Below are 25,128 nucleotides of genomic sequence, written 5' to 3' on the forward strand. Positions count from 1 at the left end.
GCCTAAACCGATGCGTCAGGCACCCGAAACGCTGCATCCGTGCCCATCCGCATGTCGGCAAGCGCATTCCAGGCGTGTCGGCGCTTTCGCCGGGGGGCCGAAGTGCGGTGAAAAGTCGCAAGCACGGCGGGCGATAGCAGACAAGCCATCTGTTGTCGAGATATGGCGCGGCAGGCCCTTTGCGTATACTGCACCTTATGTCTGCCCACTCCGTTCTGCGCCAGCGATGCGCCCAATGGCTCGTCGCACTAGGACTCTTCCTGATGCTCGGTGCCTGCGTTGAAAAACCCAGCACCCTCGAACGCATCAAGGAGGATGGTGTATTGCGGGTGATAACCCGCAACAGCCCGGCCACCTATTTCCAGGACCGCAACGGCGAAACCGGTTTCGAGTACGAGCTGGTCAAGCGTTTCGCCGACGACCTGGGCGTCGAACTGCAGATCGAGACCGCCGACAACCTGGACGATATCTTCACCCGGCTCGGCCAGCCCAACGGCCCGGTGCTGGCCGCCGCCGGCCTGGTCAGCAGCGAGCAGCGCAAGACCCAGGCACGCTTCTCCCACCCCTACCTGGAAGTCACCCCGCAGGTCATCTACCGCAACGGCAAGACCCGGCCCACCAATGCCGCCGGCCTGGTGGGCAAGCGCATCATGGTGCTCAAGGGCAGCAGCCATGCCGAACAGCTGGCGGACCTGAAGAAGCAATACCCCGGCCTGGAATACGAGGAGTCGGACCAGGTAGAAGTGGTGGACCTGCTGCGCATGGTCGATGAAGGCCAGATCGACCTGACCCTGGTGGACTCCAACGAGCTGGCGATGAACCAGGTGTACTTCCCCAACGTGCGCGTCGCCTTCGACCTGGGCGATGCCCGCGACCAGCGCTGGGCCGTGGCCGCCGGCGAAGACGCCAGCCTGCTCAACGAGATCAACGCCTTCCTCGACAAGGTCGAGAAGAACGGCACCCTGCAGCGCCTGAAGGATCGCTATTACGGCCATGTCGATGTACTCGGCTACGTCGGCGCCTACACCTTCGCCCAGCACCTGCAGGAGCGCCTGCCACGTTTCGAAAAGCATTTCCGCAACTCGGCCAAGCAGGAACAGGTGGACTGGCGCCTGCTCGCGGCCATCGGCTACCAGGAATCGATGTGGCAACCGGAGGTCACCTCCAAGACCGGCGTGCGCGGCCTGATGATGCTGACCCAGCGCACGGCCCAGGCCATGGGCGTGTCCAACCGCCTCGACCCGGTGCAGAGCATCCGCGGCGGCGCCAAGTACTTCACCTACGTGAAGGACCAGCTCGACGACTCGATCAAGGAGCCGGACCGCACCTGGTTCGCCCTTGCCGCCTACAACGTCGGCAGCGGCCACCTGGATGACGCGCGCAAGCTGGCCGAGCGCGAGGGCCTGAACCCGAATCGCTGGCTGGACGTGAAGAAAATGCTGCCGCGCCTGGCGCAGAAGAAGTGGTACAGCAAGACCAAGTACGGCTACGCCCGCGGCGGCGAGCCGGTGCATTTCGTCGCCAACATCCGCCGCTACTACGACATCCTCACCTGGGTGACCCAGCCGCAACTGGAAGGCCAGGTCGCCGAGGGCAACCTGCACGTGCCGGGGGTGAACAAGGACAAGCCGGCGGAGCAGAGTCCTCAGCTCTGAGCGACACGGACTCCCACTGTGACGCTGTCGAACACAAAATCTACGGCTGGCCGAGGAAACCTGTGGGAGCGGGTTCACCCGCGATTACTCTCGTGGCCGCACCACCGCAATCGCGGTTAAAACCCCATAGGGTACGCGCTGAATCAGGCCTTTGCGCGGCGCGCCTTGAAGAACTCGCTGAGAATCGCCCCGCACTCCTCCGCCAGCACCCCACCTTCGTAGATCACCCGATGGTTGAGAAAGCCCTGGGTGAAGAACTGCCCTTGGCTCTGCACGATCCCCGCCTTCGGCTCCAGCGCGCCGTAGACCACCCGCTCGACCCGTGAATGCACGATGAGCCCGGCGCACATGCTGCAGGGTTCGAGGGTGACATACAGGGTGCTGCCGGGCAGGCGGTAGTTGCTCGCCGCCCTGGCCGCGGCACGAATGGCGACCATTTCCGCATGGGCACTGGGGTCGCTGTCGGTGATCGGCCGGTTGAAACCCTGCCCCAGTACCTGCCCGTGCTGCACCAGCACCGCGCCCACCGGCACCTCGCCGAGCGCCGCGCCTTGCGCCGCCAGCTCCAGGGCCAGGCGCATGAATTCCTGGTCGCGGCTGCGATCGATGATCCGCGGTCGCATCAGGCCACCGCGATCGCGGCCATCAGGCCGGTTTCCATGTGGTCGATGACATGGCAGTGGAACATCCAGGTCCCCGGGTTATCCGCCACCAGCGCCACCTGGGCACGTTCGTTCCTGCCCAGCAGGTAGGTGTCGGTGAACCAGGGCTCGACGATCTGCCGGCGGTTCGAGGCGATCACCTTGAAGCTCATGCCGTGCAGATGGATCGGGTGCTGGTACTGGGTCATGTTCTTCAGCTCGAAGATGTAGCTCTTGCCCTTCTGCAAGGTGGCGATGGGGCGGTCGGCGCAGGTCTTGTCGGTGATGTCCCAGGCCTGGCCGTTGATCTGCCAGAGGCTCGGCGGGCGTCCGTTGTCGGTGTTCACCGAGACCTTGCCCGCCCATTCGAAATTGAAGTTGAGCTTTTCGGCATTCTCCAGGTCCGGCTCGGCGATGGGGTTGGCCGGCAACGCGGGCGGCCAGTCACCGGGCTTGTCGGCGCTGGCCACCGAGCGCAGGGTGCCGAGACGGACGAAACCATCGCGCAGGGAAATGTCCTCGCCGGGCTCGGGAATGCGGATCGCCAGGCAGATGCGCATGCCCGGGCCGAGCCAGTACTCGTCTTCCAGCGGCCGCGGGGTGACGGGATTGCCGTCCAGCGCATAGACCATCGCCTCGCAATTGCCCTTGAGGTTCAGGCGATAGGTCCAGGTGTTGTCCAGGTTGAGCAGGCGCACCCGCACCACCTGGCCGGCGGGCAGTTCGGTCACGGCGTCGGCCTTGCCATTGATGGTGATCAAGCGCCCGGCGGTGCCGTTGCGCGCGGCCTCGCGGGGGATGCTGAAGGGCATGAAGGCGCCCTGCTCGTCCACGTGCCAGGTTTTCAGGCTCAGGGTGCGTTCATGCTTGAAGCCGGTGGGCTCGCGTTCCTCGACGATCAGCGGGCCGACCAGGCCGCGGCCCAGTTCCTCGCTGCTGCTGACGTGGGGGTGGTACCAGTAGCTGCCGGCGTCCGGAACGCGGAACTTGTAGTCGAAGAACTCGCCGGGCTTGACCGGCAACTGCGAGACATAGGGCACGCCGTCCATTTCCAGGGGCAGGCGGATGCCATGCCAGTGGATGGTGGTTTCAACCGGCAGGTGATTGATGAAGCGCACCCGCAGCCAGGTGCCCTGGCGCACCCGCAGTTCGGTACCGGGCGCGGACGGCCCGAAGGCCCAGGCCTCGGTCTTGAAGCCGGGGACCAGTTCCACGTCCAGCGGCGCAGCGATCAGCTCGTAGTCGTGCCCGGCATTCTCGTCCTCGACCTTGCCCAGCCAGTAGCGGGCCGCACCACCGGCACCAAGACCAACCACCACCAGGCCGGTCAGGCCCTTGAGCATTTGTCGACGGGTAAAGGACATCGGGACAGGCACCTCGGCTTCGCGGAAACAGCAACTGGCCAGCAGGGGCCAGCGTGAAGGGCGAATACGATACACCCGCATTTGCGAAATATTAAGTGAAGACTTGTCGCAGGGAGCTGTGTCGTTCTTGAGGACCTCATCGCCGGCAACGCCGGCTCCCACAGGTATCGCGTGCACCGCCAGACCCTGTGGGAGCCGGCGTTGCCGGCGATGAGGCCCTCAGCAACACAGAAAAATCTAGTGAAACATCCCTTCGATCACCCGATGCAACGAAGCCGGCAGCATCGGCCCGTGGTTCAGCCCTTCGAAGCGCTGGTAACTCACCTCCAGCCCAGGCACCTGCTGCAGTTGCGCCACCAGCGCCCGCGCCGGCCCTTCGTTATCCGCGCCGCCCGGAGCACGCGGCCGGGCCGGCTCGGCGGTACCGCGCATCAGCAGCAACCTCGGCCGCGCGTCGCCCAGGCGCCCGGCCAAACCCTCGGCCTCGGCCACGATTGCACCGTCCCGCCACCACAACGATGGACTCGCCGCCGCGTAGCCACTGAACGCCTCCGGCCGGGTAAACAGCGCATGCAGCACCGCCAGCCCGCCGTAGGAATGGCCCCATAACGTCTGCCGCTGAGGATCGATCGGCGCCACCCCGGCCACCAGCGACCGCATGCGCCCGACCAGCAGATCGAGAAACGCATCCACCCCGCCACTGGGCTGCCCGGTCAGCGGATCGACCTGAGCCTCCAGCCCCGCTACCCATGGCGTGTAGTCCCGGGTCCGGGCAGTACGCTCGATGCGCTGCTCGGTCCGGTACCCCACCGCCACCAGCAGCGGCGCCTGCCCGCCTGCCAGCCTTTCCAGTTCTGCCGGCTCCAGTGCACTGAGCGCGGCGTTGCCGTCGAGCATCCACAGCACCGGGTAGCCGGCCGCAGGCGCCGGCCGGGCCGGCTTGCCGACCCACAACCGGTAATGCCGCTGGCCATCGGCGGAATCAAGATCAAGGGTGCTGAAGCGATAGGCCGCGCCCTGCGTCTGCAACACCGCAGCCTGCATCCTCTGCTCCGGCTCCGGTCGTGCCACAGCGCTGCCGGCTACCAACAGCAGGCCAAGAAACAATGGCGACAGATTCATCAGAACGATGCCGTCAGGCTGGTGTAGAAGGTCCGGCCCGGCTCGTTGTAGGTTGCCGCGCCGGCCCCGTCGATATTGTTCACGCCCTGGGCGTTGCCCTCGCGGAACAGGCGCTTGTCGAACAGGTTGTCGACGCCGGTGGTCAGGCTCAGGTTGTTGCTGAAGGCGTAAGTCCCGCTCAGCCCGACCAGTGCATACGGCGACAGTTGGTTGTTGGCGTTACCGGTGACCCGGTCGCCGTGGTAGTCATACTTCTTGGGCGTCTGCTTGCCGTACCAGGCAACGCTGGCCTGCAGCGACAGGTCGTCGGTGGCCTGCCAGTCGAGCATCGAGTTGAGGGTGTACTTCGGCGTCACCGAGAGGGTCTCGCCGGTTTCCTTGTTCTTCGATTGCAGCATCCAGGTGAAGTTGTTGCTCCACTTCAGTTGCTCGGTCAGCGGGATGGTCAGGGTGCCTTCCAGGCCTTCGACCAGTGCCTTGGGCACGTTGTCCCACTGGTAGATCGCCGCGTTGGCATAGCTGCCGGTGCCACCAGTGGCCTGCCCGACCGGGCTCAGGCCGGACTCGATCTTGTTCCTGTAGTCGTTGCGGAAGTAGGTCAGGCCGGCGACCCAGCCGTCCTGCTGGAATTCGATGCCCAGTTCCTTGTTGACGCTGGTCTCGGCCTTCAGGTCGGCGTTGCCTTGCAGGTAGCAGCTGGTGCTCTGCCCATAGCAGCCCTGGCCGCGGCTGTAGAGCAGGTAGTCCGGGTTCAGCTGGTACAGGTTCGGCGCCTTGTAGGCCCGGGCGATACCGGCTTTCAGGGTGAGGGTATCGGTCAGCGCGTGGGACAGGTTGAGCGACGGGCTCCAGTTGTCGCCGACCACGCTGTGGTGGTCGAAACGCAGCGCCGGAGTGAGCATGGTGCCGGGCAGCAGCTCGATATTGTCCTCGGCGAACAGCGAGAAGATCTGCGCCTGGGAGCCGGTATCCCGCCCCGTACCGCTCAGCCCGCCGACCGCGCCGCCTTCGCTGGTGGTCTGGGTGTTGGCACTCGGGTCGTCGAGTTTCTGCTGGCTCCACTCGGCGCCCAGGGTCAGGGTCTGGTCGCGCAGGGCGTGCAGCGGCAGGTTCACTTCGCCGTGGGCGGTCAGGTCGCGCAGGGTCGAGGTGTAGAAGTCGGTGTTGCTGAAGATGCCTTCGGTGCCGCCGGCCAGGCCTTCGTTGATCCGCTGGTTGCGGGTCTTCTCGTATTGCAGGTAGGCCATGGTGCTGCCGAAGTCCCAGTCGCCGCGATGGGTCACGGCGTAGTTTTCCCGGTAGAGGATGTTGGTCTCGTGACCGAGCATGCTCTTCACGTTGGCGTTGGAGTTGGTGTTCTGGGTATCGCCGGTATAGAGGTTGCCCTGGCGGCTGAAGCCCGCTTCCAGTTCCAGGGTCTGCTCCGGTGTCAGGTGCCAGCTCAACTGGCCGTTGACGTCCTTGTTGCGCACGCCTTCGCGACCCGCCGGCAGGGTACCGGCCTGGTTGCCGGTGCGCGCGGATTCATGCCCGGCATTGATGTCCCAGTCGTCGGCGTCGGTCTTGGCCACATTGCCATAGACCCGGTAACTGAGAGTGTCGGTGAGCGGCCCGTTGAGGCCGAAGGTCATGCGCTTGCTGGCGCCTTCGTCGCGGTGGCTGGGGAAGTTCTGGTACACGGTCACATCGCCGTGGGTCTCGGCCCCGGCCTGCTTGGTGATGATGCTCACCACCCCGCCCATGGCCCCGGAACCGTAGCGCGCAGCTGCCGGGCCGCGTATGACCTCGATGCGCTCGACCTGGTCGGCCGGCACCCAGTTGGTATCGCCCCGGGAGTCGCGTTCGCCGCGCCAGCCGTAGCGCACCGAACTGCGGCTGCCGACCGGCTTGCCATCGACCAGGATCAAGGTGTTTTCCGGGCCCATGCCACGGATATCGATCTGCCGGTTGTTGCCGCGCTGGCCGCTGGTGGAGTTGCCGGTCAGGTTGACCCCCGGCATGGTGCGGATGATCTGCGACAGGTCGGTGGCCGGCGGGCGCTTCTTGATGTCCTCGGCAGTGATCACCGAGACACCCGGCGCCTGCTTGGTTTCCTCCAGTGCGGTAGCAACCACGTTCTGCGGCTGCAGCTCGACTACATCGGCCTCGTTGGCCGCCTGCACGGCGGTGGACAACAGGCAACCGGACAACATCAGGAAGGGAATGCTAGGGAAAGCGCGGGGCGACATCATCGATCTCCGGGACGGGCGCTGAATGCAAGAGATCACGAATGATAATGAGTGCTAATTGAGAGTAAAGCGCATTAACTTTCTAAACATTCCCCCGCCGCCGGCATTCGCAGATGCAGGACCAACCCCGGGTTGGCGTTGCTCGCCCAGAGCTGGCCGCCTTGCAATTCGATGGCGCGACGGGCGATGGCCAGGCCAAGGCCGAAGCCCGAGCCACTGCCGGCCAGGCGCTGGTAGGGCTCGAAGATCCGCTGCAGTTCCGTCTCGGGTACGCCAGGCCCCTGGTCGCGCAAGCGGAAATGCCACGCATCTCCCTCGCGCCGCCCGCTGAAGCTCACCGTGCCACCAGGCGGTGAATGACGGATTGCATTGCGCAGCAGGTTTTCCAACGCCTGGGCCACGCTGTCCAGATGGCCTTCGATCCAGCAGTCGGCTGGCAGGTCGCAGGGCAATCGCGCGCGCTCCCAGCCGCTTTCGAAGCAGCAGTCTTCGCACAGGGCTTCCCACACCGAGAGCATCTGCACCGGTTCGCTGGGCAGTTGCGGCTTCTCCGTGTCCATCCAGGCCAGGTCGAGGGTGTCTTCCAGCAGCCGCTGCATATCGTCCACTTCCCGTACCAGGCGCTCGCGCAACTGCTCCGGCGGCAGGACGCTGTCGTGGGCGATGCGCAGGCGCGCCAGCGGTGTGCGCAGTTCATGGGACAGGGTGCGCAGCAACAGGCGCTGCTGCTCCAGGCTGCGGCGCAGGCGCCCGGCCATGTGCTCGAAGGCCTGGGCCAGTTCGCCGAGTTCATCGCGGCGGTTCTGCAATGGCAGGCCGGGGCTGTCCAGGTCGTCCGCACGCAGGGCGTCGGCGCGGTCACGCAGGCGATTGAGCGGCGCCACCAGAAGGCGATAGAGCAGCAGGCCCAGAAGCACGGCCAGCATCGCGGGCGCCACGCCATGGGTGACCAGGTGCGTCCAGGGCGTCAGGCCGGTGGGCAGCAGGCGCTCCGGCAACTGGATGACCAGGCGCCCGGTCTCGGGATGCTCGGGAAAGGCGATGCTGACATAGGGCAACTCGTCCTGCAGGCGCCTGCTCATGGGCCAGTCGAGCTTGCGCATGAAGGTCAGGTGGCTGGCTTCCTCGGCGCTGAACGCTGTGGTGCCGAGGCTTTGCAGGTCCGCCCCGACCAGCGCGACCCAGGTATTTTCCCTGCTCGCCAGGGTGCGGCGGTATGCCTCGGCGCCCTGCGCACCGCCCTCGCGCCAGGCCTGTTCCGCCTCGGCGGCATAACGCGCCAGGTATTCCTGGTCTGCCGAGCCGAGAAAGTAGCTGCTGCGTTCCACCGACAGGCCCCAGGTCCAGATCAGCCAGGTCAGCAGCAGGCAGAAGGCGACCAGCAGCAGGGCGAGCTTCCACAGCAGCGGATGTCGGCGCATCAGGACGGCTCCGTCTCCACCAGGATGTAGCCCTGGCTGCGCACCGACTGGATCTGCACATGCACGGCACCGATGGCTGCCAGCTTGCGTCGCAGATTGCACACGTGCACATCAAGGCCGCGGTCCAGCCGGGTATAGGCGCGATGCAGCACGGTCTGGTAGAGGAAGGCCTTGCTCAGCGCCTCGCCGGGATGGGCGCGCAGGGTCGCCAGCAGACGGTATTCGGAAGCGGTCAGGCCGGCATGGCGACCTCGATGCACCACGTCCTGGCCATTCTCGTCGAGCCGGACGGCGTCCCTCGCCGTCGTGCGCCGGTCCAGCGCCACCCGGCGCAGCAGGGCATCGACCCGGGCATCCAGCTCGGCCAGGCTGAAGGGCTTGGGTAGGTAGTCGTCGGCGCCGCGGGTAAAGCCGCTGATGCGGTCCTGCTCGGCGCCGAGCGCAGACATCAGCATCACCGGCACGGCCTGCTCGCGGCGTAGCTGATCGAGCAGGCTCAGGCCGTCGATGCCCGGCAGCATGATGTCCAGGAGGACCAGGTCGAATGCGCCCTGCTCAAGGGCAGCCTGCGCCTGGCTGCCGTTTTCGCAGGCGTGGACCGCGAAGCCTCGACGCAGGAAATGGCGCTGCAGGTCCTGGCGCAGGTTGAGGTCGTCTTCGGCGAGGAGAAGTCGAGGGGACACGGGTGGCGAACTCTGCACGGAAAGTGATTGCAATTGCGAATCATCCCACTTTGGCGCGGGACAGGGCAATGACATCGGTCAGGCACCGCGAGGGATTATTCCACCTGAAGCAATAAAGAACTGCGAACAAAGCGTATTCCGCCAAAAAGCATCCGCTTCCACACTGTCATCACGGATCGGGAATCACCCCGCCCCGCATAACTACAGTCAGGAGCCGGACCATGAAGATTCATCACCATCCCCTCTCGGGCCATGCCCATCGCGCCGTACTGTTCGCTTCGCTGCTGGGCGTGCACCACGAGCTGGTCGAAGTGGATCTGGCCGCTGGGGCGCACAAGTCACCCGAGTTCCTCGCCCTGAACCCGTTCGGGCAGATCCCGGTGCTGGAAGATGGCGAGATCGTGGTCGCCGACTCCAACGCGATCCTGGTCTACCTGGCGAAGAAAGCCGGGCGCACCGACTGGCTGCCGGAAGATGCGCCGGGCGCTGCGCGTGTGCAGCGCTGGCTGTCGGTAGCCGCTGGCGAACTGGCCTACGGTGCCTGCGCCGCACGCCTGATCACCGTGTTCAACGCCAGCTTCAACGCCGAGGAAGTCATTGCCCGCGCCCATGTGCTGCTCGAACGCCTGGAGCAGCACCTCAGCGATCGCGACTGGCTGGCCGCCGACCACCCGACCATCGCCGACGTAGCGATCTACAGCTATGTGGCCCAGGCCCCGGAGGGCAATGTCGACCTGTCCGGCTACCCCGCCGTCAATGCCTTCCTGAACCGCTTCGAAGCGCTGCCCGGCTTCGTGCCCTTCACCCAGAGCCGGGCCGGTCTGAGAGCCTGATCCCCTGCCCAATCCACGGGAGTGACCGACATGGCCAAGCACCTGAAAAAGCTCTCCACCTGGCATGAAGGCGAGAAATTCATCCAGGAGAAAGTCGGCGTTGCCGAGCGCATGGAAGGTGTCGGCCAACGCGTGGTGCGGGATTTCATGCCCGACCAGCATCGCGCGTTCTATGCCGGGCTGCCCTTCATGGTGCTGGGCAGCGTGGATGCCGAGGGCGATGCCTGGGCGACCGTACTCGAAGGCCGGCCCGGCTTCATGAGCTCGCCCTCGCCCACGACCCTGGATATCGCGGCCCGACCGGACCCTCTGGATCCGGCCGGGCACGGGATGCACGACGGCGCAGCGGTCGGCCTGCTGGGCATCGAGTTGCATACCCGGCGGCGCAATCGCATGAACGGGGTGTTGTCGAGTCTCGACGCCGGCTTTCGGGTCGACGTGGACCAGAGCTTCGGCAACTGCCCGCGCTACATCCAGTTGCGCGACTTTTCCTTTGCCCGGGATCCGCAGGCTGCGTTCTCGGGGCAGCTAGAGGAGCTTGCGCAACTCGATGCCGCCGCGCGCCGATTGATCGAGTCTGCCGATGCGTTCTACGTCGCCACCTACGCCGACCGCGAGGCGCGCCGCCAGGTCGATGTGTCCCACCGCGGCGGCAAGCCCGGTTTCGTCCGTGTGGGCGAGGACGGCCTGCTCACCATCCCGGACTTCAACGGCAACCTGTTCTTTTCCACCCTCGGCAATATCCATCTGAACGGCAAGGCCGGGCTGTTGTTCGTTGACTACGAAAACGGCGATGTCCTGCAGATGACCGGCGATGCCGAGGTGATCTTCGAGTCACCGGAAATCGCCGCTTTCCAGGGCGCGGAGCGCCTGTGGAGCTTCAGGCCCCGGCGCATCGTGCGGCGCCCGGCAGGCCTGGCCCTGCGCTGGACGTTCCGGGCCAAGGGCGAAGCCGAAAGCTCGCTGTTGACCGGTGACTGGCAGCGGACGGAGGAACGCCTACGGGTTGCCTCGCTCGCCAGCCAATGGCGGCGTTTCAGGGTGACGCAGGTGGTACGGGAAAGCGCGTCGATCAATTCCTATTACCTGGAACCGCAGGACGGCGGCGGCCTGCTGCCGCACCTGGCAGGCCAGCATCTACCGATACGGGTGTCGATCCCGGGCGCGGACAAGCCGTTGATCCGCACCTACACCCTGTCGACCGCGCCGTCCGACGGCCACTACCGCATCAGCGTGAAACGCGACGGGCTGGTCTCGACCTGGCTGCATGAGCATCTGCACCAAGGCGATACCCTGGAAACCCGGGCTCCGGCTGGCGACTTCACCCTCGACGGCAGTGGCGATCGCCCTGTGGTGCTGCTGGCCGGTGGCGTTGGTATCACGCCGATGCTGGCGATGGCACGCCATCTGGCATTCGAAGGCCGGCGTACCCAGCGCATGCGCCCGGTCACGCTGTTTTACGCGGCACGTTCGAAACAGGAGCGGGCGTTCGATCAGGAACTGGGCGAGCTGGGCATCACGCTGGTACGGGTGCTCAGCGATACCCGCGAGGCCGAGGAAGGGCTCGATTACGACGCCGCCGGCCGGATCGACATGCCACTGCTGACGCGTCACCTGGCGTTCGGCGATTACGCGTTCTACCTGTGCGGATCACCGTCCTTCAGCCAGTCGCTGTACGACGGGATGCGCGGATACGGCGTGGCGGACGAGCGCATTCATGCCGAAGCCTTCGGGCCGGCCTCGCTCAAGCGTTCCACCGAACCACGGCCGACCGCCCTGCCCGGCCTGGCGCCGGCCACCACATCGATACCGGTGACCTTCATCGATTCATTGAAGGAAGCGCGCTGGGAACCCGGTTCCGGCACCTTGCTGGAACTGGCCGAAGCGCGCGGCCTCGCCCCGGAATTCAGTTGCCGCGAAGGTCACTGCGGCACCTGCAAGACCCGCCTGCTCAAGGGCGCGGTCAGCTACATCAAGGAACCCGCCGCCAAGGTTGGCGAGGATGAAGTCCTGGTCTGCTGCGCGGTACCTGCCGGCGAGGACCCGGTCCAGCTTGCACTTTGATTTGTCTCATTCACTCAGTTTCAGGAGCCTTGCCATGTCTCGTCCCCCACTGCCCCCGTTCACCGAACAGAGCGCCATCGAAAAAGTCCGCCTTGCCGAGGATGGCTGGAACAGCCGCGACGCGGCCAAGGTCGCCCTGGCCTACACCCTGGATACCCGCTGGAGAAACCGCGCCGAGTTCGTCAACAACCGCGCCGACGCCGAGGCCTTCCTCACCCGCAAATGGAACCGCGAACTGGAGTACCGCCTGATCAAGGAGCTCTGGGCCTTTACCGGCAACCGCATCGCCGTGCGCTACGCCTACGAATACCGCGACGACAGCGGCCAATGGTTCCGCGCCTACGGCAACGAGAACTGGGAGTTCGCCGAGGACGGGCTGATGCGTGCCAGGCATGCCAGCATCAACGAACAGCCGATCCGTGAGGAGGATCGCCGGTTCCACTGGCCGCTGGGCCGGCGGCCGGACGATCATCCAGGCCTGAGCCACTTTGGTTTCTGAAGCGGACACCGGACCAGGAAATGGCACATAATCCCGGGCACCCCGACCGTGTCCCGGGTCTTGCCGGAGACACTCAAGACACGCGACCGTACCGAAGGAAACACAGCGCAATGGATCGTTGGCTGGCAATGCGGGTGTTCGTCAAGGTGGCGGAAACCGAAAGCTTCGCCAAGACCGCCCGGGCGGTGCATATGAGCGCCCCGGCGGTCACGCGGATCATCGCCGCGCTGGAAGACCTGGTCGGTGCCCGGCTGCTGGTGCGCACCACCCGCTCGGTCAAGACCACCGAGGCCGGGGCGCGCTATCTCGCCGATTGCCGGCGCATCCTTGGCGATATCGCCGAAGCCGAGGCTGCAGCGGCCGGGCATTACCGCGAGCCGTCCGGCACCCTCGCGATCACCGCGCCAATCCTTTTCGGGCAGTTGCATGTGCTGCCGATCATCACCGAATACCTCGATGCCTACCCGGGCATGCACGCGCGCACGCTGTTCATCGACCGCCAGGTGAATATCGTCGAGGAAGGTCTCGATGTGGCCGTGCGCATCGGGCATCTGCCGGATTCCGGGTTGACCGCGGTGCGGGTCGGGGCGGTACGGCATGTGATCTGTGCCGCGCCGGGCTACCTGGAGAAACGCGGTATACCGCAAACCCCCGCCGACTTGAAGGACCACCGCATCGTCGCCTCCAACAGCTCCTGGGCTTTGCCGGAATGGCGCTTTGCCGGAGGACAGCGAGTCTCCATCGACCCGGTGCTGATGTGCAATACCAACCAGGCGGTGATCGATGCGGCGCGTTCAGGGTGGGGTTTGACCCGGGTGCTGCATTACCAGATCGGGCCGGCGTTGCGGGAGGGGGAATTGCAGGTGGTGCTGGAGGACTTCGAGGAGCCGCCGTTGCCGATACACCTGGTGTATCCGGAGGGGCGACAGGCGCCGGCGAAGGTGCGGGCGTTCGTGGATATGGCGGTGGAGCGGTTGCGGGGGGATCCGGTGTTTGGGTGACCGAATACCCGGTCACCACGCTTTCGGCTCCGCATTCAGTACTTGGTGATATCAGGCGCCGTATGGCCATCGCCGTGCAACGAAAGCTCCCAATGAACGCCAGTATTGGCGCCAAGCAGGCTACTGATAAGTCCGAAGTGGGTCGGGTTGCTGTCCCAATAGACAACAGAATCACGAGCGTCGGTGAAAGTCAGACCGGCACGCAATCGTTGCTCCTCCAGCATCGTGTCGAGAACTTTGCCGTGATAGGTAGAAGGCAACTGATTACGAAAAATAATTCTCGGGTTCCGGCCGTGTGCAACGTACTCGACGATCTCCACGCTGACGTCCTGCAACCACACCGGCGAAAACGGCGTCACGGTGTGACTCTTGACGTATTCCGCAAGCACCGTAGCGCCGTTCTTTTTGTCCTTATCCATCGTTTCAAGCAGGCTCATGATCAGCGTGGGCGCTTCCATCAAGTTGCTGCTGTGCGAGGACGGCTTGTCCGCCATGGTGCAACCGATCACGATTTCGTGCAGCTCGCACGTCGTGGTCTTGACGTTCGGACAGTGCGTCAGGATACGCTGGACAACTTCCCAGGTCGGATGACGGAAACGACCATGCATATTGGCGCTGAAATGTACGAACGAAGCATTTACCTCCCTGAGGAACCTGGGCGAGAAAGAATCCGCGCTACCGTGATGCCCGCCGGAAAGCAGAAATGACTGCAGGTGACCTGCCCAGCCCGACTTCGCCAGAATCTGGTACTCGGTCGAGAAGGTGGCATCCGCACACACCAGCACTTGGTCATATGTGCCGCCGTCGTAGGTGGGATCCTTGTAGCGAATGCATACCACCACGCTCGAACAGTTCGCCTCCGTCCCCGGCTTTGCCGAGTTGAGCTCGAGAAAGGTGCTGATGGTCGACCCGGAGGCCACCGGAGCGTTGGCGCAGACGATGAATACGTCGAAACCGGGAGTTCGGGTCTGGACCAGGCGTTGGTCAGCGGGCAGGTTTGGAGCTTCGGAGTAGAGAGCTCCTTCGTTGATCAGGCAATCGACCAGCTTGATGTCGATCTCCTTGAGAAAACCGGCGAGATCGCCTTTGCCGCTTCCGCTGTAGTTCGATACGTTTCGGCCACCGCACAATACCTTGCCGATGCTGAAGCCGCGCAGCACCTTCTCGACCTTGTTCACATGGTCCTTGTCCGGGTGCGAAATGATCAGGTAATCGAGATGGTTTTCCTTCTCGAGATAACCGTTGATCGCTTTCGTGGCATTGATCACCAGTTCGTCGGCTATCGCGTCCTCTGTAACACTTCCGCAGTCGATCAGAATCGATTCATTGCCAGGCCCGATGACCAGGGTCGCGTTACCCTGACCGATATCGATGAACAGGATTCTGAGAGGAACGGGTACATTGACGGTGTCGATTGCCCGACCGGGTCCGGAGTGAACAAGCGCCTCTTCCTCCATCCCCGTGTCCATGTCCGTCGAATCCGTCATAGGTGTGAACAGCCCACCAGCGACGAAACCATTGAGCTGAAGTTGCCTGGCTAGACGCTCTTTGTCTTCATCGGATATATCCAAACCGGTAGCGCTCCTCTATTGCCCAACGTCATCCGACGATTGATCGTGCACCGCATACAGGCGCTCCCTGAGCAGGCTATCGATACGCCCGGTCACCTCAAGGCCCTGAAGCCCCTGAAACGTCCGTACCGCTGCCTCCAGTTCGTCTGCCGATGGCGCTCCTTCACGGCGTACAAGTATCCCCAGATTTGCCAGACGATGAGCGACGCCCTGGTCGTCCTCCAGCGGCCCGAGGCCTCCAAACCGCAACCTCAAGGTGAGATCACTCCAGTAACCATTGGACTGGATCTCCAGTACACCCTCACGGCTCTGCGCCGGCAACCAGGTGGCCAGCACGCCGTTATCGTCCGTCCATCCATCAAGCACGAGGTGTTTGTCCACGGTCAGCAAGTAAGCACATCGACCCACCGGACGACCACCCGACCGGACCTGCAGGCGATAGATCGCCGGTATGCCTTTGCGCTGCAGGACATAGCGCTTGCCGATGCTTGCGGCCATCGTCTTGCGCCGCCTGGCGGGAATCGTCAATTCGTCCCCCGGCAACAATGCATTCATATCCTGACGCCCTTGGCGCAGCGATTCATTGCCCGGATCGGCCCAGATCGTCTGGGCAAAATGCCCATGTAACTCGGACAGGCTGATCGTGCTTTCCCCCGCACTGATCGTATGGCGTATCGGAGATGCTACGGATGCCTGTGGAGGATTCTGCCAGGCAGCAGGCTTGGGGTTTCCCTGCACGGCCGTGCCCACAACCGAAGTCTCGGCGAGCGACCAGGCATCCTGATCGAGTTCGAACAGGGACAGGCTATAGTCGCCCTCCTCCAGCCCCTCGAAACGCGCCGAGCCATCGCTGCCGGTCAACAAGCGCAGCACTTGGTCAGGAGCCCGCTGCAGTTCTACGGCGATGTCGGCCAGCGGTTTGCGGTCCGCGCCGACGACACAGACTTCGACCACCTCTCCAGCGCCAAGCGGGCACGCTTGTATCGCACTATCGGTCATTCGACTGCCTCCCGCGCGCCGCGCGCCTCAGAGCGAAACGGGCTCGGATTTCCCGGTTGAGGGCATCGCGCTCGATCTGCTGCGTACGTTGATCACATAACCTGGCCAAGCGTGCGGAGGGCAAGCTGATACGCTCCTCGATCAGGTATTCGTGCATCCATGCCAGTGCAGGTTGCTGATCGAAGTCCCAGCCATGCAATACCGCCAACTCAAGGTAGCGATACCAATCGTCCTTGTCTTGCAATCCATACTCTTCGGCCCGAGCTACCGCCTGCCGTACCCGTCGGTACAACGCAATCGGGCTCAGTGCCGTCAATCGCTCGGGATAACTGCCGCGCAAGGCATCGCACAATCCGGCGATCTTTCGGCGGCGGCAGTGCGCTGCGAGATGCGCTATCTGCGCCTCACGGATAAGGATCATGGTTGCGTCCCCGTCTGGCTGCCGCCGCCAGCAGCGCCCATTCTTCATGCAGCACGGCCTCATCCATCATCGGTGCGCTGCCTCCCAGGCACCGATACCAGCAACCGCTTTGCGCAAGCCCGACCTGCCGGACGGAGTCCAGGCACTGAAATCCTGCTGCAGAGAGCACACGAAGCGAGGATATGTTGTCGGCGAGCACCGAGCTGTAGAGTCTTTTCATGCCTTGCGCTTCGGCGCTGCGCTGCACCAGTTCGAGAACTGCGCGGCCATGACCACGACCACGAAAGGCCTTGCCCAGCCAGAAATGAAACGACCCGATCGCTCCCCAGCACCGAAGACCGTAGGCGCCTACCATGCCGTGCTTGGCATGTACGACGGCATACAATTGATGACCTGCCCTTCGCTCACGGCTGATCCAGGCACGAGACGCCTCAACACTGGCGTGCAGCGGCAAGCGCACTTGATAGGCAAGTACGGGGTCATCCTGCAAGGGGAAATAGAGGTGCGCCCAGCGCGGTTTCAATGCAATCGAGGACAGTATTGGCGCGGGCCTGGAGACTGTCTGCCTGCGAAGCGCCCTGAAAAAGGCCGTTCGCGCGGCCTGCTCCGCTACGATGAACGGGGAGCGGATATCCGCGAAGCTGGGCGGCACCGCCGACGGGGCATTTTCCATAATGCTACTAATTCCGCTGCCGTAAGTGCCTGCTAAGATGCCATAGAAGCGATGTGCCATCGATACCCTCAGGCGTGTCGGGGGATAACGATTCAGTAACTAGCGACCTGAGGCCTGATCTGGCGATGTAGAACGTTACCCGAACTCCCAGCCCCCAAAAGCCGAAAGCCCGCATTTACGCGGGCTTCCGGGGTATTTCTTACCACTTGATGCCGGTCTATGCCGGACGCGGGATCATTCCCACTCAATCGTCGCCGGCGGCTTGCTCGACACATCGTAGGTCACCCGCGAAATCCCTTCGATTTCGTTGATGATCCGGCCGCTGACAGTCTCCAGCAGCTCGTACGGCAGGTGCGCCCAGCGTGCGGTCATGAAGTCCACGGTCTCGACGGCGCGCAGGGCGACGACCCAGGCGTAGCGACGGCCGTCACCGACCACGCCCACCGATTTGACCGGCTGGAACACCACGAAAGCCTGGCTGGTCTTGTGGTACCAGTCGGCCTTGCGCAGTTCTTCGATGAAGATGTGGTCGGCACGACGCAGCAGGTCGGCGTATTCCTTCTTCACTTCACCGAGGATGCGCACGCCCAGGCCCGGACCCGGGAACGGGTGGCGGTAGACCATGTCGTACGGCAGGCCCAGTTCCAGGCCGATCTTGCGCACTTCGTCCTTGAACAGTTCGCGCAGCGGCTCGACCAGCTTGAGGTTCATTTCCTCCGGCAGGCCACCGACGTTGTGGTGCGACTTGATCACGTGGGCCTTGCCGCTCTTGGCGCCAGCCGATTCGATGACGTCCGGGTAGATGGTGCCCTGGGCGAGGAACTGGATGTTCTCCAGCTTGCTGGCCTCGGCATCGAACACGTCGATGAAGGTGCGGCCAATGATCTTGCGTTTCTTCTCCGGGTCGGACTCGCCGGCCAGGTTGCCGAGGAACTGCGCTTCGGCGTCGGCACGGATGACCTTGACGCCCATGTTCTCCTTGAACATGGCCATGACCTGGTCACCTTCGTGCAGGCGCAGCAGGCCGTTGTCGACGAAGACGCAGGTCAGCTGGTCGCCGATGGCGCGGTGCAGCAGCGCGGCGACCACCGAGGAGTCGACGCCGCCGGACAGGCCCAGCAGGACGTTGGCCGAACCCACCTGCTCGCGAACCTGGGCGATGGCGTCCTCGACGATGTTCGAGGCGGTCCACAGGGCTTCGCAACCGCAGATGTCGAGGATGAAGCGCGACAGGATGCGACCGCCCTGCTTGGTGTGGGTCACTTCCGGGTGGAACTGCACGCCGTAGTAGCCGCGGGCATCGTCGAACATGCCGGCGATCGGGCAGCTCGGAGTGCTGGCCAGGACGTGGAAGTCCTGCGGCATGCGGGTGACCTTGTCACCGTGGCTCATCCATACGTCCAGGCCGAGCACGCCGTCGTCATCGACGTGATCCTCGATGCCGTCCAGCAGGCGGCTCTTGCCGACCACGTCGACACGGGCGTAGCCGAACTCGCGCAGGTCCGAACCCTCGACCTTGCCGCCCATCTGCTCGGCCATGGTCTGCATGCCGTAGCAGATGCCCAGCACCGGCACGTTCAGGTCGAACACGGCCTGCGGCGCGCGCGGGCTGTTGGCTTCGTGGACCGACTCAGGACCGCCGGCGAGGATGATGCCGCGCGGGTTGAAAGCACGAATCGCTTCATCGTCCATGTCGAACGGATGCAGTTCGCAGTACACGCCGATTTCGCGCACGCGGCGGGCGATCAGCTGGGTGTACTGGGAACCGAAGTCGAGAATCAGGATGCGGTGAGCGTGAATGTCGAGGGCCATGACTCAATCTCGTCAGTGGTAATCGGAAACGACGCGGGGCTGTTCGATAACAGCCCCGCTGAACGGTGTTGCCAAGAGCATCAACCTACGCGGTAGTTTGGCGCTTCCTTGGTGATCTGTACGTCATGCACGTGGGACTCGGCCATGCCAGCACCGGTGATGCGCACGAACTCGGGCTTGGTGCGCATCTCTTCGATGGTGGCGCTGCCGGTGTAGCCCATCGACGAACGCAGGCCGCCCATCAGCTGGTGGATGATCGCGGCCAGTGCGCCCTTGTAGGGGACGCGGCCTTCGATACCTTCCGGTACCAGTTTCTCGGCGCCGGCCGAGGAGTCCTGGAAGTAGCGATCCGAGGAGCCTTGTGCCTGGGCCATTGCGCCCAGCGAACCCATGCCGCGGTAGGCCTTGTAGGAGCGCCCCTGGAACAGTTCGACTTCGCCCGGGGCTTCTTCGGTACCGGCGAACATCGAGCCCATCATCACGCACGAAGCGCCGGCGACGATGGCCTTGGACAGGTCACCGGAGAAGCGGATGCCACCGTCGGCGATCAGCGGAACGCCAGTACCTTCGAGGGCTTCGGCGACGTTGGCGATGGCGCTGATCTGCGGCACGCCGACGCCGGCAACGATACGGGTGGTGCAGATGGAGCCCGGGCCGATCCCGACCTTGACCGCATCGGCGCCGGCTTCGGCCAGGGCCTTGGCGGCAGCGCCGGTGGCGATGTTACCGCCGATCACCTGCACTTGCGGGAAGTTCTCCTTGACCCAGCGAACGCGGTCGATAACGCCCTTGGAGTGACCGTGGGCGGTGTCCACCACCACCACGTCGACGCCGGCGGCAACCAGGGCGGCAACGCGCTCGCCGGTGTCCTTGCCGGTACCGACCGCGGCACCGACGCGCAGGCGACCCTGGTCGTCCTTGCTCGCCAGCGGGTAGGCCTTGGCCTTCTCGATGTCCTTGACGGTCATCATGCCCTTCAGGTTGAAGTCGGCATCGACGATCAGGACCTTCTCCAGGCGGTGCTTGTGCAGCAGCTCGCGGACTTCGTTCTTGTCGGCGCCTTCGCGCACGGTGACCAGACGCTCTTTCGGCGTCATCACGTCGCGCACGGCAGCATCGAGGCGGGTTTCGAAACGCACGTCGCGGGAAGTGACGATGCCGACCAGGTCGCCGTTGTGCAGCACCGGTACGCCGGAGATGTTGTTCAGGCGGGTCAGCTCGAAGAGGTCACGCACGGTGGCCTCGGCATCGATGGTGATCGGGTCCTTGACCACGCCGGCCTCGAACTTCTTGACCTTGCGGACTTCGCCGGCCTGCTGCTCGATGGTCATGTTCTTGTGGATGATGCCGATGCCGCCTTCCTGCGCCATGGCAATGGCCAGGCGGGCTTCGGTCACGGTATCCATGGCGGCGGAGACCAACGGAATGTTCAGCTCGATGCCACGGGTCAAACGGGTCTTGAGGCTGACTTCGTTGGGCAGTACCTCGGAATAGCCAGGTACAAGGAGAATGTCGTCGAAGGTCAGGGCTTCTTGGCTGATACGCAGCATCGCGGGGGCTCCCGGGCGGGAAAAATGGAAGCGCGCCATTATACTCATGCGCGCCGTTTCGCTCAATGTAAAGATGGGCCTTCGGTCAGTTGCCCGACAGCGTTCCACGCACCACGGCTACCGGCTGGTCGAGCCAGTCGGCGAAGGCGTCGAGGAAGGCCGGTTTGAAACCGGCATCGGCCCACCCATTGAAGATGAAGCCCAGGTTGGAAAAGGCACACGGCTGGAGAAACAGAAAGCCGTTTATATCGTCTTCATGGCCGCATTCGGGACAGGTGAAGTTATCGGTCTGCGCCGGCATCCACTCTTCGAGGCTTTCGAACAACGCCTCGCCGATCTCCCGGCGGCACTCGGGGCAGCCCGCTTCCTCAAGGAAATCCACCGACGGCGTATAGATGCAGCGCTTGGTGATGATCTCCAGGCCGTTGACCCGCTTGCCGAACGGCAGCAGGTCGGGGCGCTCGACCACCTTGCGCGCGCCCTCGGCGATGGCATGGGCCATGCGGTTGCCGGTGCCGCCGCAGGTGCTCAGGCCCTCCTCGACGATCTTCTCGCGCACCAGCCAGCGCAGGATGGCCCGGGCACGGGCTTCGTGCACGGGGATGGAGGACATTCGGGGAACGATGATGCTCTGGGTGATCATGACGGCGGTCGGGTCGGCTCAAAGTCACCAGTTTACCTGACTCAGCCAGCGCCCGATCAGCGCCACCCCACTGGCCAGCACCAGCCAGGTCACCAGGCGCACGAATGCCTCGCGCGACATGTTCAAGGTCAGGCGCCGCCCTACCCGCAACCCGAGCACCATCATCGGCAGCAGGCACGCCGCCAGCAGCAGCAACGGCAGGTCGGCATAGACCCCGGCGATCAGGAACAGGCTCAGGCGCACCACCGTGCTGCAACTGATCAGTGCGCTTTGGGTCGCCCGCACCTGCTCCGTCGAGTCCAGCCGGGCATTGAGGTACAGCGCATAAAGAAAGCCGCCACTGCCGAACAGCGCGCCGAACAGCCCGCCCACGGTTCCCGCCGGTACCGACCAGCCCGCCGCCAGGTTCGCCGGCCTGACCTTCACCGCCAGGCTGTACAGCGCGTAGGCGCTGATGAACAGGCCCATGAGCAGCATCAGCACATCGGCATGCAGGTTGAGCAGGAACACCACGCCCAGTGTGCAACCCAGGGCCATGAACGGCAGCAGGCGCAGCAGCTCGCCCCTGTTCACCGCCTTGCGCGCCGGCAGCCAGTTGCCAAAGGCGGCGACGAAATCCAGCAGCACCAGCAGCGGGATGATCCGCGACAACGGCATGAAGTTGATCAGGATCGGGCCGGCCACCAGCGCGGTACCGAATCCGGCGATGCCGAAGACCACGTAGGCAGCGGCCACACCCAGCAGGATCGGCAGCCAGTCGAGCAGGGAGAACGGCAATTGGGCGAACAGGTCGGCGAGCATCCGGGCACTACCTTCGATTGGTTTTCAGCGCACCTTAACCAGTGCGGAGCCATGCCGACTAATATGCAATATCGCCATTAGCCATCTTGAAACGGCATAGCTCATGATTTCTACCCGCCAACTGCGCTACTTCGTTGAAATCGCTGAAAGCGGCAGCTTCAGCGCCGCCGCCGAACGCCTGTACATCGCCCAGTCGGCCCTGAGCCGGCAGATTCGCGAACTGGAGCAGCAACTGGATACCGCGTTGTTCGAACGGACCGCGCGACTGCCACGCCTGACCGCTGCCGGTACGGCGTTCCTGCCCAAGGCGCGCAACCTGCTGCAGGACCTGGACAAGGCCAGTGACCTGGCCCGCGCCGTCGGCCAGGGACGGCGCGGCAGCCTGCGCCTGAGTCATTCCAGCACGGTGCCATTGACCGGGGCCTTGTTGCAGCAGGTCAGCAGCTATTTGCATGACAACCCTGGCGTATCGATGGAGATAGCCCAGCTTTCCTCGGAGGGCCAGCTTGAAGAACTGGTCGACGGACGCCTGGACATTGGCCTGCTGCGCTTGCCTGTGCTACGCCAGCATGAAGGCCTGTGCGTCGAGCCCTTGTTCCAGGAACCGCTGTTGCTGGCGGTCGCCGATACCCATCCCTTGGCGCATCACGACAGCATCCGGCTGGCGGATCTGTCGGACCAGCCTTTCATTTCCATCCCGCATCGCCAGCGTGGCGGCCTGAGCTACCTGTCGGCGGAACTGTGCATGGCAGCCGGATTCTTTCCGCGGCCGGCGCGGGTGGTGTCGCGCAAGACCACTCAACTGCAATTGATCCAGGCCGGTTTCGGGGTGGCGCTGCTGCCTCGCTGCATGCAGGACATCGCCCCGGTTTCGCTGCGGTTCATCCCTTTGGTCGATCCCGGCTGCGTCAGTACAGTGGCCATAGCCTACCGTCGCGACGCCGGGCCGTTGGTCAGGCAGTTCCTCGGGCATATGCAGGCACAGCGTGCTTGACCCTGAAGTAACTACAGGGTCCAACCTTGGTGAAAACACGGAGGCTTTGCCATGCGCACGCAACAGGACTATCTACAACGCACTGAAATACTCGACTTCGACGCACCGGCGATCACGCGCCTCATCGACTCGCGCGGCTGGCGGCAATTGCCAGCGGAACAGGCGGCCCGTGCCGTCTACGAGTTCTGCCGCGACGAGATCCTGTTCGGTTACAACGCGGGTGCCGACAGCCTGCCCGCCTCGGCGATCCTTGCCGAGGGCCTGGGGCACTGCAACACCAAGTCCAACCTGCTGATGGCCCTGCTCCGCGCCCTCGGCATTGCCTGCCGGCTGCGGGCCTTCACCATCGACAAGCGCCTGCAGAAAGGCGCGATGACCGCGTTCGTGTACTTCATGGCGCCGCGGGAAATCCTCCACACCTGGGTCGAGGTCGAGCTGCACGGGCAATGGGTAGTGCTGGAAGGGGTGATTCTCGACCAGCAGTACCTGCGCGCGGTACAGGACAGGTTCAGCAACTGCCAGCACGCCTTCCTCGGCTATGCCGTGGCCACCCCGTCGCTGGCCGAACCGGCCGTGCAATGGACCGGCCGCGACACCTACATCCAGCGCGAGGGCATTGCCCGCGAGCTGGGGCTATACGCCTCGCCGGATGATTTCTACCGCGAGCACAAGACCAACCTGAACGGAGTGAAGGGCTGGCTGTACCACAACTTCTTCTACAAGCTGCTCAACGACAATGTGCGCAGGATTCGCGAAGGTGCACCGGGTAGCCAGGCCTGCAATCATCAATCAGGTTGAAAAATAACGACGTGTCCTCTGTGGGTTCATCGGAGCGCCGAACCGCCGCGATTGCAGTGGTGAACTCACCATAGCTATCGCGGGTAAACCCGCTCCCACAGGGGACGCGTCGTGCTCGCTGCGCTACAGCGTCATCCCGCCTCAAAACACCAGGCTCAATTCCACGAACGTCACGCTGTTCTTCTTCCTCACCCCGAAGTAACTCTGCCGGGCACCATGAAAGTGGTCCACCCCGGCCCCGAGCTTCACCGAATCGGTGAGCGAATAGCTGGCCCGTGGTCGCACTACGTAACTGCTGCCGGTCAGGTCGAGCACCGCCGACATTTCCAGCTTCAAGCGCTCGTTGAAGAACATGTCGGACACCCTGCTCGTCAGCCCCCAGTCACGCCGGCCGAATTCTGAGTTGAGGCGGTCGGTACCCTCCTCGACCAGGCGCAGGATGCCGCTGTCGGCAGGCTCGCGGTAGTCGCGCCAGACTCCGAACAACTGCAGGTTGAAGTTCGCCGAGTCGCCGAAGTTGCGGTCGGCACCGACCACGATCCGGCTGACCTTGCGCCGTTCGTCCCGGCACCCGGAGCACTCCAGGTGCAGCCGCTCGTGCGCGAACTCGCCACGTACCGTCCAGTCCCCCGTGGCCCAGGCAAAGTCCGCACCGATGGCGCGCTTGCGCTCGTAGGCGCTGATGAAGCGCGGCGCCGGTGCCAGCAGCGCCTGGTAACGCGGCGCGCGCTCGTAGCCATCGAACCAGGACAGCGACCAGTCGAGGCTGTCGCCGGCGTGGTCCAGCTTCAGCGCCGCTTCGAGGGCATCGGGCTCGTCGCGCTTGTCGAGGTTGGCCGGCAAGGTCCCGGTGGGCATGCGGTTGGCATCGAAATCCGCCACCACTGCGGTCAGCGACAGGCTGTCGTCGAGGTCGTGACGCACCTGCAGGGCGTTGATGCCCATGCGCTGTTCGTCGTCCTCCGGCACCAGCAGGGTCAGGTCGCGGGGCGACAGGTAATCGGTGGGGTTGATCCGGTCGGAACGCCCCCAGGCGATGATCTGCCGCCCTACCCGCCAGCGCCAGCCATCGTTGCCGGTCTCGAGGTAGCCCTCGCGCAGGCGGCCGCTGTAGCCGTCTGCCTTGGCGCTGTCATCGACCCCGGCACGCCCGGCGAGCACCAGGCGCAACTGCTCGGCGAGGTCAAGGTTCCAGTTGACCAGGCAGGTACCCTTGGCGATATCCCCGCGGTCGTCCAGGTTGCGGCTGGACGACCAGTAGCCCGTACGGCATTCGCCGTACGGCAGTGCCTCGGCCACGGCGTCGAGAGCGGCACCGAGGCTGGCGAGCAACACAAGCAGATGGGCGCGCATGA

The 25,128-nt window shown here is 64.3% G+C and carries 22 protein-coding genes; 7 read left to right on the forward strand and 15 right to left on the reverse strand.

All coding sequences use genetic code 11. The features are described from left to right. Positions 1-197: 197 nt before the first annotated feature. Positions 198-1,655, forward strand: a complete 1,458-nt coding sequence (gene mltF / locus ACPFMA_RS23185; protein WP_064301700.1) for a membrane-bound lytic murein transglycosylase MltF — start codon at positions 198-200, stop codon at positions 1,653-1,655. A gap of 143 nt (positions 1,656-1,798) precedes the next feature. Here the strand turns inward: mltF and tadA are convergent, their stop codons facing one another. From tadA to ACPFMA_RS23215, 6 genes are all read right to left on the reverse strand, one after another. Then, on the reverse strand, positions 1,799-2,278 hold the full coding sequence (gene tadA, locus ACPFMA_RS23190; protein WP_064301699.1) for a tRNA adenosine(34) deaminase TadA: 480 nt from the start codon (positions 2,276-2,278) through the stop codon (positions 1,799-1,801). Continuing rightward, positions 2,278-3,660 carry a multicopper oxidase family protein gene (locus ACPFMA_RS23195; RefSeq protein WP_425928822.1) on the reverse strand — a complete coding sequence of 461 codons (1,383 nt, stop codon included), beginning with the start codon at positions 3,658-3,660 and terminating at the stop codon, positions 2,278-2,280. The genes tadA and ACPFMA_RS23195 overlap by 1 nt, the downstream gene beginning before the upstream one ends. Positions 3,661-3,897: 237 nt before the next feature. Further along, the gene (locus ACPFMA_RS23200; protein ID WP_425928823.1) at positions 3,898-4,782 is read right to left on the reverse strand and encodes an alpha/beta hydrolase; all 885 of its coding nucleotides are present in this window, start codon (positions 4,780-4,782) and stop codon (positions 3,898-3,900) included. Beyond that, on the reverse strand, positions 4,782-7,010 hold the full coding sequence (locus ACPFMA_RS23205; RefSeq protein WP_425928824.1) for a TonB-dependent siderophore receptor: 2,229 nt from the start codon (positions 7,008-7,010) through the stop codon (positions 4,782-4,784). The genes ACPFMA_RS23200 and ACPFMA_RS23205 overlap by 1 nt, the downstream gene beginning before the upstream one ends. A 74-nt stretch (positions 7,011-7,084) precedes the next feature. Further along, a complete protein-coding gene (locus ACPFMA_RS23210; protein WP_425928825.1) occupies positions 7,085-8,431 on the reverse strand; it encodes a HAMP domain-containing sensor histidine kinase in 1,347 nt (448 codons plus the stop codon). Continuing rightward, positions 8,431-9,114, reverse strand: coding sequence for a response regulator transcription factor (locus ACPFMA_RS23215; RefSeq protein WP_425928826.1), 684 nt, complete (start codon positions 9,112-9,114; stop codon positions 8,431-8,433). The genes ACPFMA_RS23210 and ACPFMA_RS23215 overlap by 1 nt, the downstream gene beginning before the upstream one ends. A 221-nt stretch (positions 9,115-9,335) precedes the next feature. Here ACPFMA_RS23215 and ACPFMA_RS23220 point away from each other — a divergent pair, with 221 nt between their 5' ends. The 4 genes from ACPFMA_RS23220 to ACPFMA_RS23235 all read left to right on the forward strand — a co-directional run bounded on the left by ACPFMA_RS23220 (position 9,336) and on the right by ACPFMA_RS23235 (position 13,511). Then, entirely contained in the window at positions 9,336-9,947 is a 612-nt protein-coding gene (locus ACPFMA_RS23220) for a glutathione S-transferase family protein (RefSeq protein WP_425928828.1), read from the forward strand. A 30-nt stretch (positions 9,948-9,977) separates the two neighbouring features. After that, complete coding sequence (locus tag ACPFMA_RS23225) at positions 9,978-12,011, forward strand: pyridoxamine 5'-phosphate oxidase family protein (RefSeq protein ID WP_425928829.1); 2,034 nt, start codon at positions 9,978-9,980, stop codon at positions 12,009-12,011. Positions 12,012-12,045: 34 nt separating this feature from the next. Further along, entirely contained in the window at positions 12,046-12,510 is a 465-nt protein-coding gene (locus ACPFMA_RS23230) for a DUF1348 family protein (protein ID WP_009403547.1), read from the forward strand. 110 nt (positions 12,511-12,620) lie between these two features. Further along, on the forward strand, positions 12,621-13,511 hold the full coding sequence (locus ACPFMA_RS23235; RefSeq protein ID WP_064301691.1) for a LysR family transcriptional regulator: 891 nt from the start codon (positions 12,621-12,623) through the stop codon (positions 13,509-13,511). Positions 13,512-13,546: 35 nt separating this feature from the next. Here the strand turns inward: ACPFMA_RS23235 and ACPFMA_RS23240 are convergent, their stop codons facing one another. From ACPFMA_RS23240 to ACPFMA_RS23275, 8 genes are all read right to left on the reverse strand, one after another. Then, positions 13,547-15,082 (reverse strand): ComEC/Rec2 family competence protein, encoded by a 1,536-nt coding sequence (locus ACPFMA_RS23240; RefSeq protein WP_420059168.1) that lies wholly within the window; start codon positions 15,080-15,082, stop codon positions 13,547-13,549. A gap of 15 nt (positions 15,083-15,097) precedes the next feature. Continuing rightward, positions 15,098-16,081, reverse strand: a complete 984-nt coding sequence (locus ACPFMA_RS23245) for a peptidoglycan-binding protein (RefSeq protein ID WP_425928830.1) — start codon at positions 16,079-16,081, stop codon at positions 15,098-15,100. Further along, on the reverse strand, positions 16,071-16,502 hold the full coding sequence (locus ACPFMA_RS23250) for a hypothetical protein (protein ID WP_425928831.1): 432 nt from the start codon (positions 16,500-16,502) through the stop codon (positions 16,071-16,073). The genes ACPFMA_RS23245 and ACPFMA_RS23250 overlap by 11 nt, the downstream gene beginning before the upstream one ends. Further along, a complete protein-coding gene (locus ACPFMA_RS23255; RefSeq protein ID WP_425928832.1) occupies positions 16,486-17,235 on the reverse strand; it encodes a GNAT family N-acetyltransferase in 750 nt (249 codons plus the stop codon). Before ACPFMA_RS23255 ends, ACPFMA_RS23250 begins: the two co-directional genes overlap by 17 nt. Before the next feature lie 174 nt (positions 17,236-17,409). Further along, positions 17,410-18,987 carry a glutamine-hydrolyzing GMP synthase gene (guaA, locus tag ACPFMA_RS23260; protein WP_064301686.1) on the reverse strand — a complete coding sequence of 526 codons (1,578 nt, stop codon included), beginning with the start codon at positions 18,985-18,987 and terminating at the stop codon, positions 17,410-17,412. A gap of 80 nt (positions 18,988-19,067) precedes the next feature. Further along, positions 19,068-20,537 (reverse strand): IMP dehydrogenase, encoded by a 1,470-nt coding sequence (guaB, locus tag ACPFMA_RS23265; RefSeq protein WP_009398329.1) that lies wholly within the window; start codon positions 20,535-20,537, stop codon positions 19,068-19,070. 85 nt (positions 20,538-20,622) lie between these two features. Further along, positions 20,623-21,180, reverse strand: a complete 558-nt coding sequence (locus tag ACPFMA_RS23270; protein ID WP_425928833.1) for a sugar ABC transporter ATPase — start codon at positions 21,178-21,180, stop codon at positions 20,623-20,625. A gap of 24 nt (positions 21,181-21,204) precedes the next feature. Then, positions 21,205-21,969 carry a sulfite exporter TauE/SafE family protein gene (locus tag ACPFMA_RS23275; RefSeq protein ID WP_064301742.1) on the reverse strand — a complete coding sequence of 255 codons (765 nt, stop codon included), beginning with the start codon at positions 21,967-21,969 and terminating at the stop codon, positions 21,205-21,207. A gap of 115 nt (positions 21,970-22,084) precedes the next feature. On the opposite strand from ACPFMA_RS23275, the gene ACPFMA_RS23280 reads away from it, so the two are divergent. Then, positions 22,085-22,975, forward strand: a complete 891-nt coding sequence (locus tag ACPFMA_RS23280) for a LysR family transcriptional regulator (protein ID WP_425928834.1) — start codon at positions 22,085-22,087, stop codon at positions 22,973-22,975. A 51-nt stretch (positions 22,976-23,026) separates the two neighbouring features. Then, positions 23,027-23,773 (forward strand): transglutaminase-like domain-containing protein, encoded by a 747-nt coding sequence (locus ACPFMA_RS23285; protein ID WP_064301683.1) that lies wholly within the window; start codon positions 23,027-23,029, stop codon positions 23,771-23,773. Between the two features lie 141 nt (positions 23,774-23,914). Here ACPFMA_RS23285 and ACPFMA_RS23290 read toward each other — a convergent pair whose 3' ends face one another. Then, positions 23,915-25,126: a DUF1302 family protein gene (locus ACPFMA_RS23290; RefSeq protein WP_425928835.1), complete on the reverse strand. Its 1,212-nt coding sequence runs from the start codon at positions 25,124-25,126 to the stop codon at positions 23,915-23,917. Positions 25,127-25,128: the final 2 nt, after the last annotated feature.

The organism is Pseudomonas sp. NyZ201, from assembly GCF_049860765.1.
Lineage (GTDB): Bacteria > Pseudomonadota > Gammaproteobacteria > Pseudomonadales > Pseudomonadaceae > Aquipseudomonas > Aquipseudomonas bharatica.

Bases quoted from the DNA above. Each gene is read 5' to 3' on its own strand.
- mltF (WP_064301700.1), top strand. From the start codon at position 198: ATGTCTGCCCACTCCGTTCTGCGCCAGCGATGCGCCCAATGGCTCGTC.
- tadA (WP_064301699.1), bottom strand. From the start codon at position 2,278: ATGCGACCGCGGATCATCGATCGCAGCCGCGACCAGGAATTCATGCGC.
- ACPFMA_RS23195 (WP_425928822.1), bottom strand. From the start codon at position 3,660: ATGTCCTTTACCCGTCGACAAATGCTCAAGGGCCTGACCGGCCTGGTG.
- ACPFMA_RS23200 (WP_425928823.1), bottom strand. From the start codon at position 4,782: ATGAATCTGTCGCCATTGTTTCTTGGCCTGCTGTTGGTAGCCGGCAGC.
- ACPFMA_RS23205 (WP_425928824.1), bottom strand. From the start codon at position 7,010: ATGTCGCCCCGCGCTTTCCCTAGCATTCCCTTCCTGATGTTGTCCGGT.
- ACPFMA_RS23210 (WP_425928825.1), bottom strand. From the start codon at position 8,431: ATGCGCCGACATCCGCTGCTGTGGAAGCTCGCCCTGCTGCTGGTCGCC.
- ACPFMA_RS23220 (WP_425928828.1), top strand. From the start codon at position 9,336: ATGAAGATTCATCACCATCCCCTCTCGGGCCATGCCCATCGCGCCGTA.
- ACPFMA_RS23225 (WP_425928829.1), top strand. From the start codon at position 9,978: ATGGCCAAGCACCTGAAAAAGCTCTCCACCTGGCATGAAGGCGAGAAA.
- ACPFMA_RS23230 (WP_009403547.1), top strand. From the start codon at position 12,046: ATGTCTCGTCCCCCACTGCCCCCGTTCACCGAACAGAGCGCCATCGAA.
- ACPFMA_RS23235 (WP_064301691.1), top strand. From the start codon at position 12,621: ATGGATCGTTGGCTGGCAATGCGGGTGTTCGTCAAGGTGGCGGAAACC.
- ACPFMA_RS23245 (WP_425928830.1), bottom strand. From the start codon at position 16,081: ATGACCGATAGTGCGATACAAGCGTGCCCGCTTGGCGCTGGAGAGGTG.
- ACPFMA_RS23250 (WP_425928831.1), bottom strand. From the start codon at position 16,502: ATGATCCTTATCCGTGAGGCGCAGATAGCGCATCTCGCAGCGCACTGC.
- ACPFMA_RS23255 (WP_425928832.1), bottom strand. From the start codon at position 17,235: ATGGCACATCGCTTCTATGGCATCTTAGCAGGCACTTACGGCAGCGGA.
- guaA (WP_064301686.1), bottom strand. From the start codon at position 18,987: ATGGCCCTCGACATTCACGCTCACCGCATCCTGATTCTCGACTTCGGT.
- guaB (WP_009398329.1), bottom strand. From the start codon at position 20,537: ATGCTGCGTATCAGCCAAGAAGCCCTGACCTTCGACGACATTCTCCTT.
- ACPFMA_RS23270 (WP_425928833.1), bottom strand. From the start codon at position 21,180: ATGATCACCCAGAGCATCATCGTTCCCCGAATGTCCTCCATCCCCGTG.
- ACPFMA_RS23280 (WP_425928834.1), top strand. From the start codon at position 22,085: ATGATTTCTACCCGCCAACTGCGCTACTTCGTTGAAATCGCTGAAAGC.
- ACPFMA_RS23285 (WP_064301683.1), top strand. From the start codon at position 23,027: ATGCGCACGCAACAGGACTATCTACAACGCACTGAAATACTCGACTTC.
- ACPFMA_RS23290 (WP_425928835.1), bottom strand. From the start codon at position 25,126: ATGCGCGCCCATCTGCTTGTGTTGCTCGCCAGCCTCGGTGCCGCTCTC.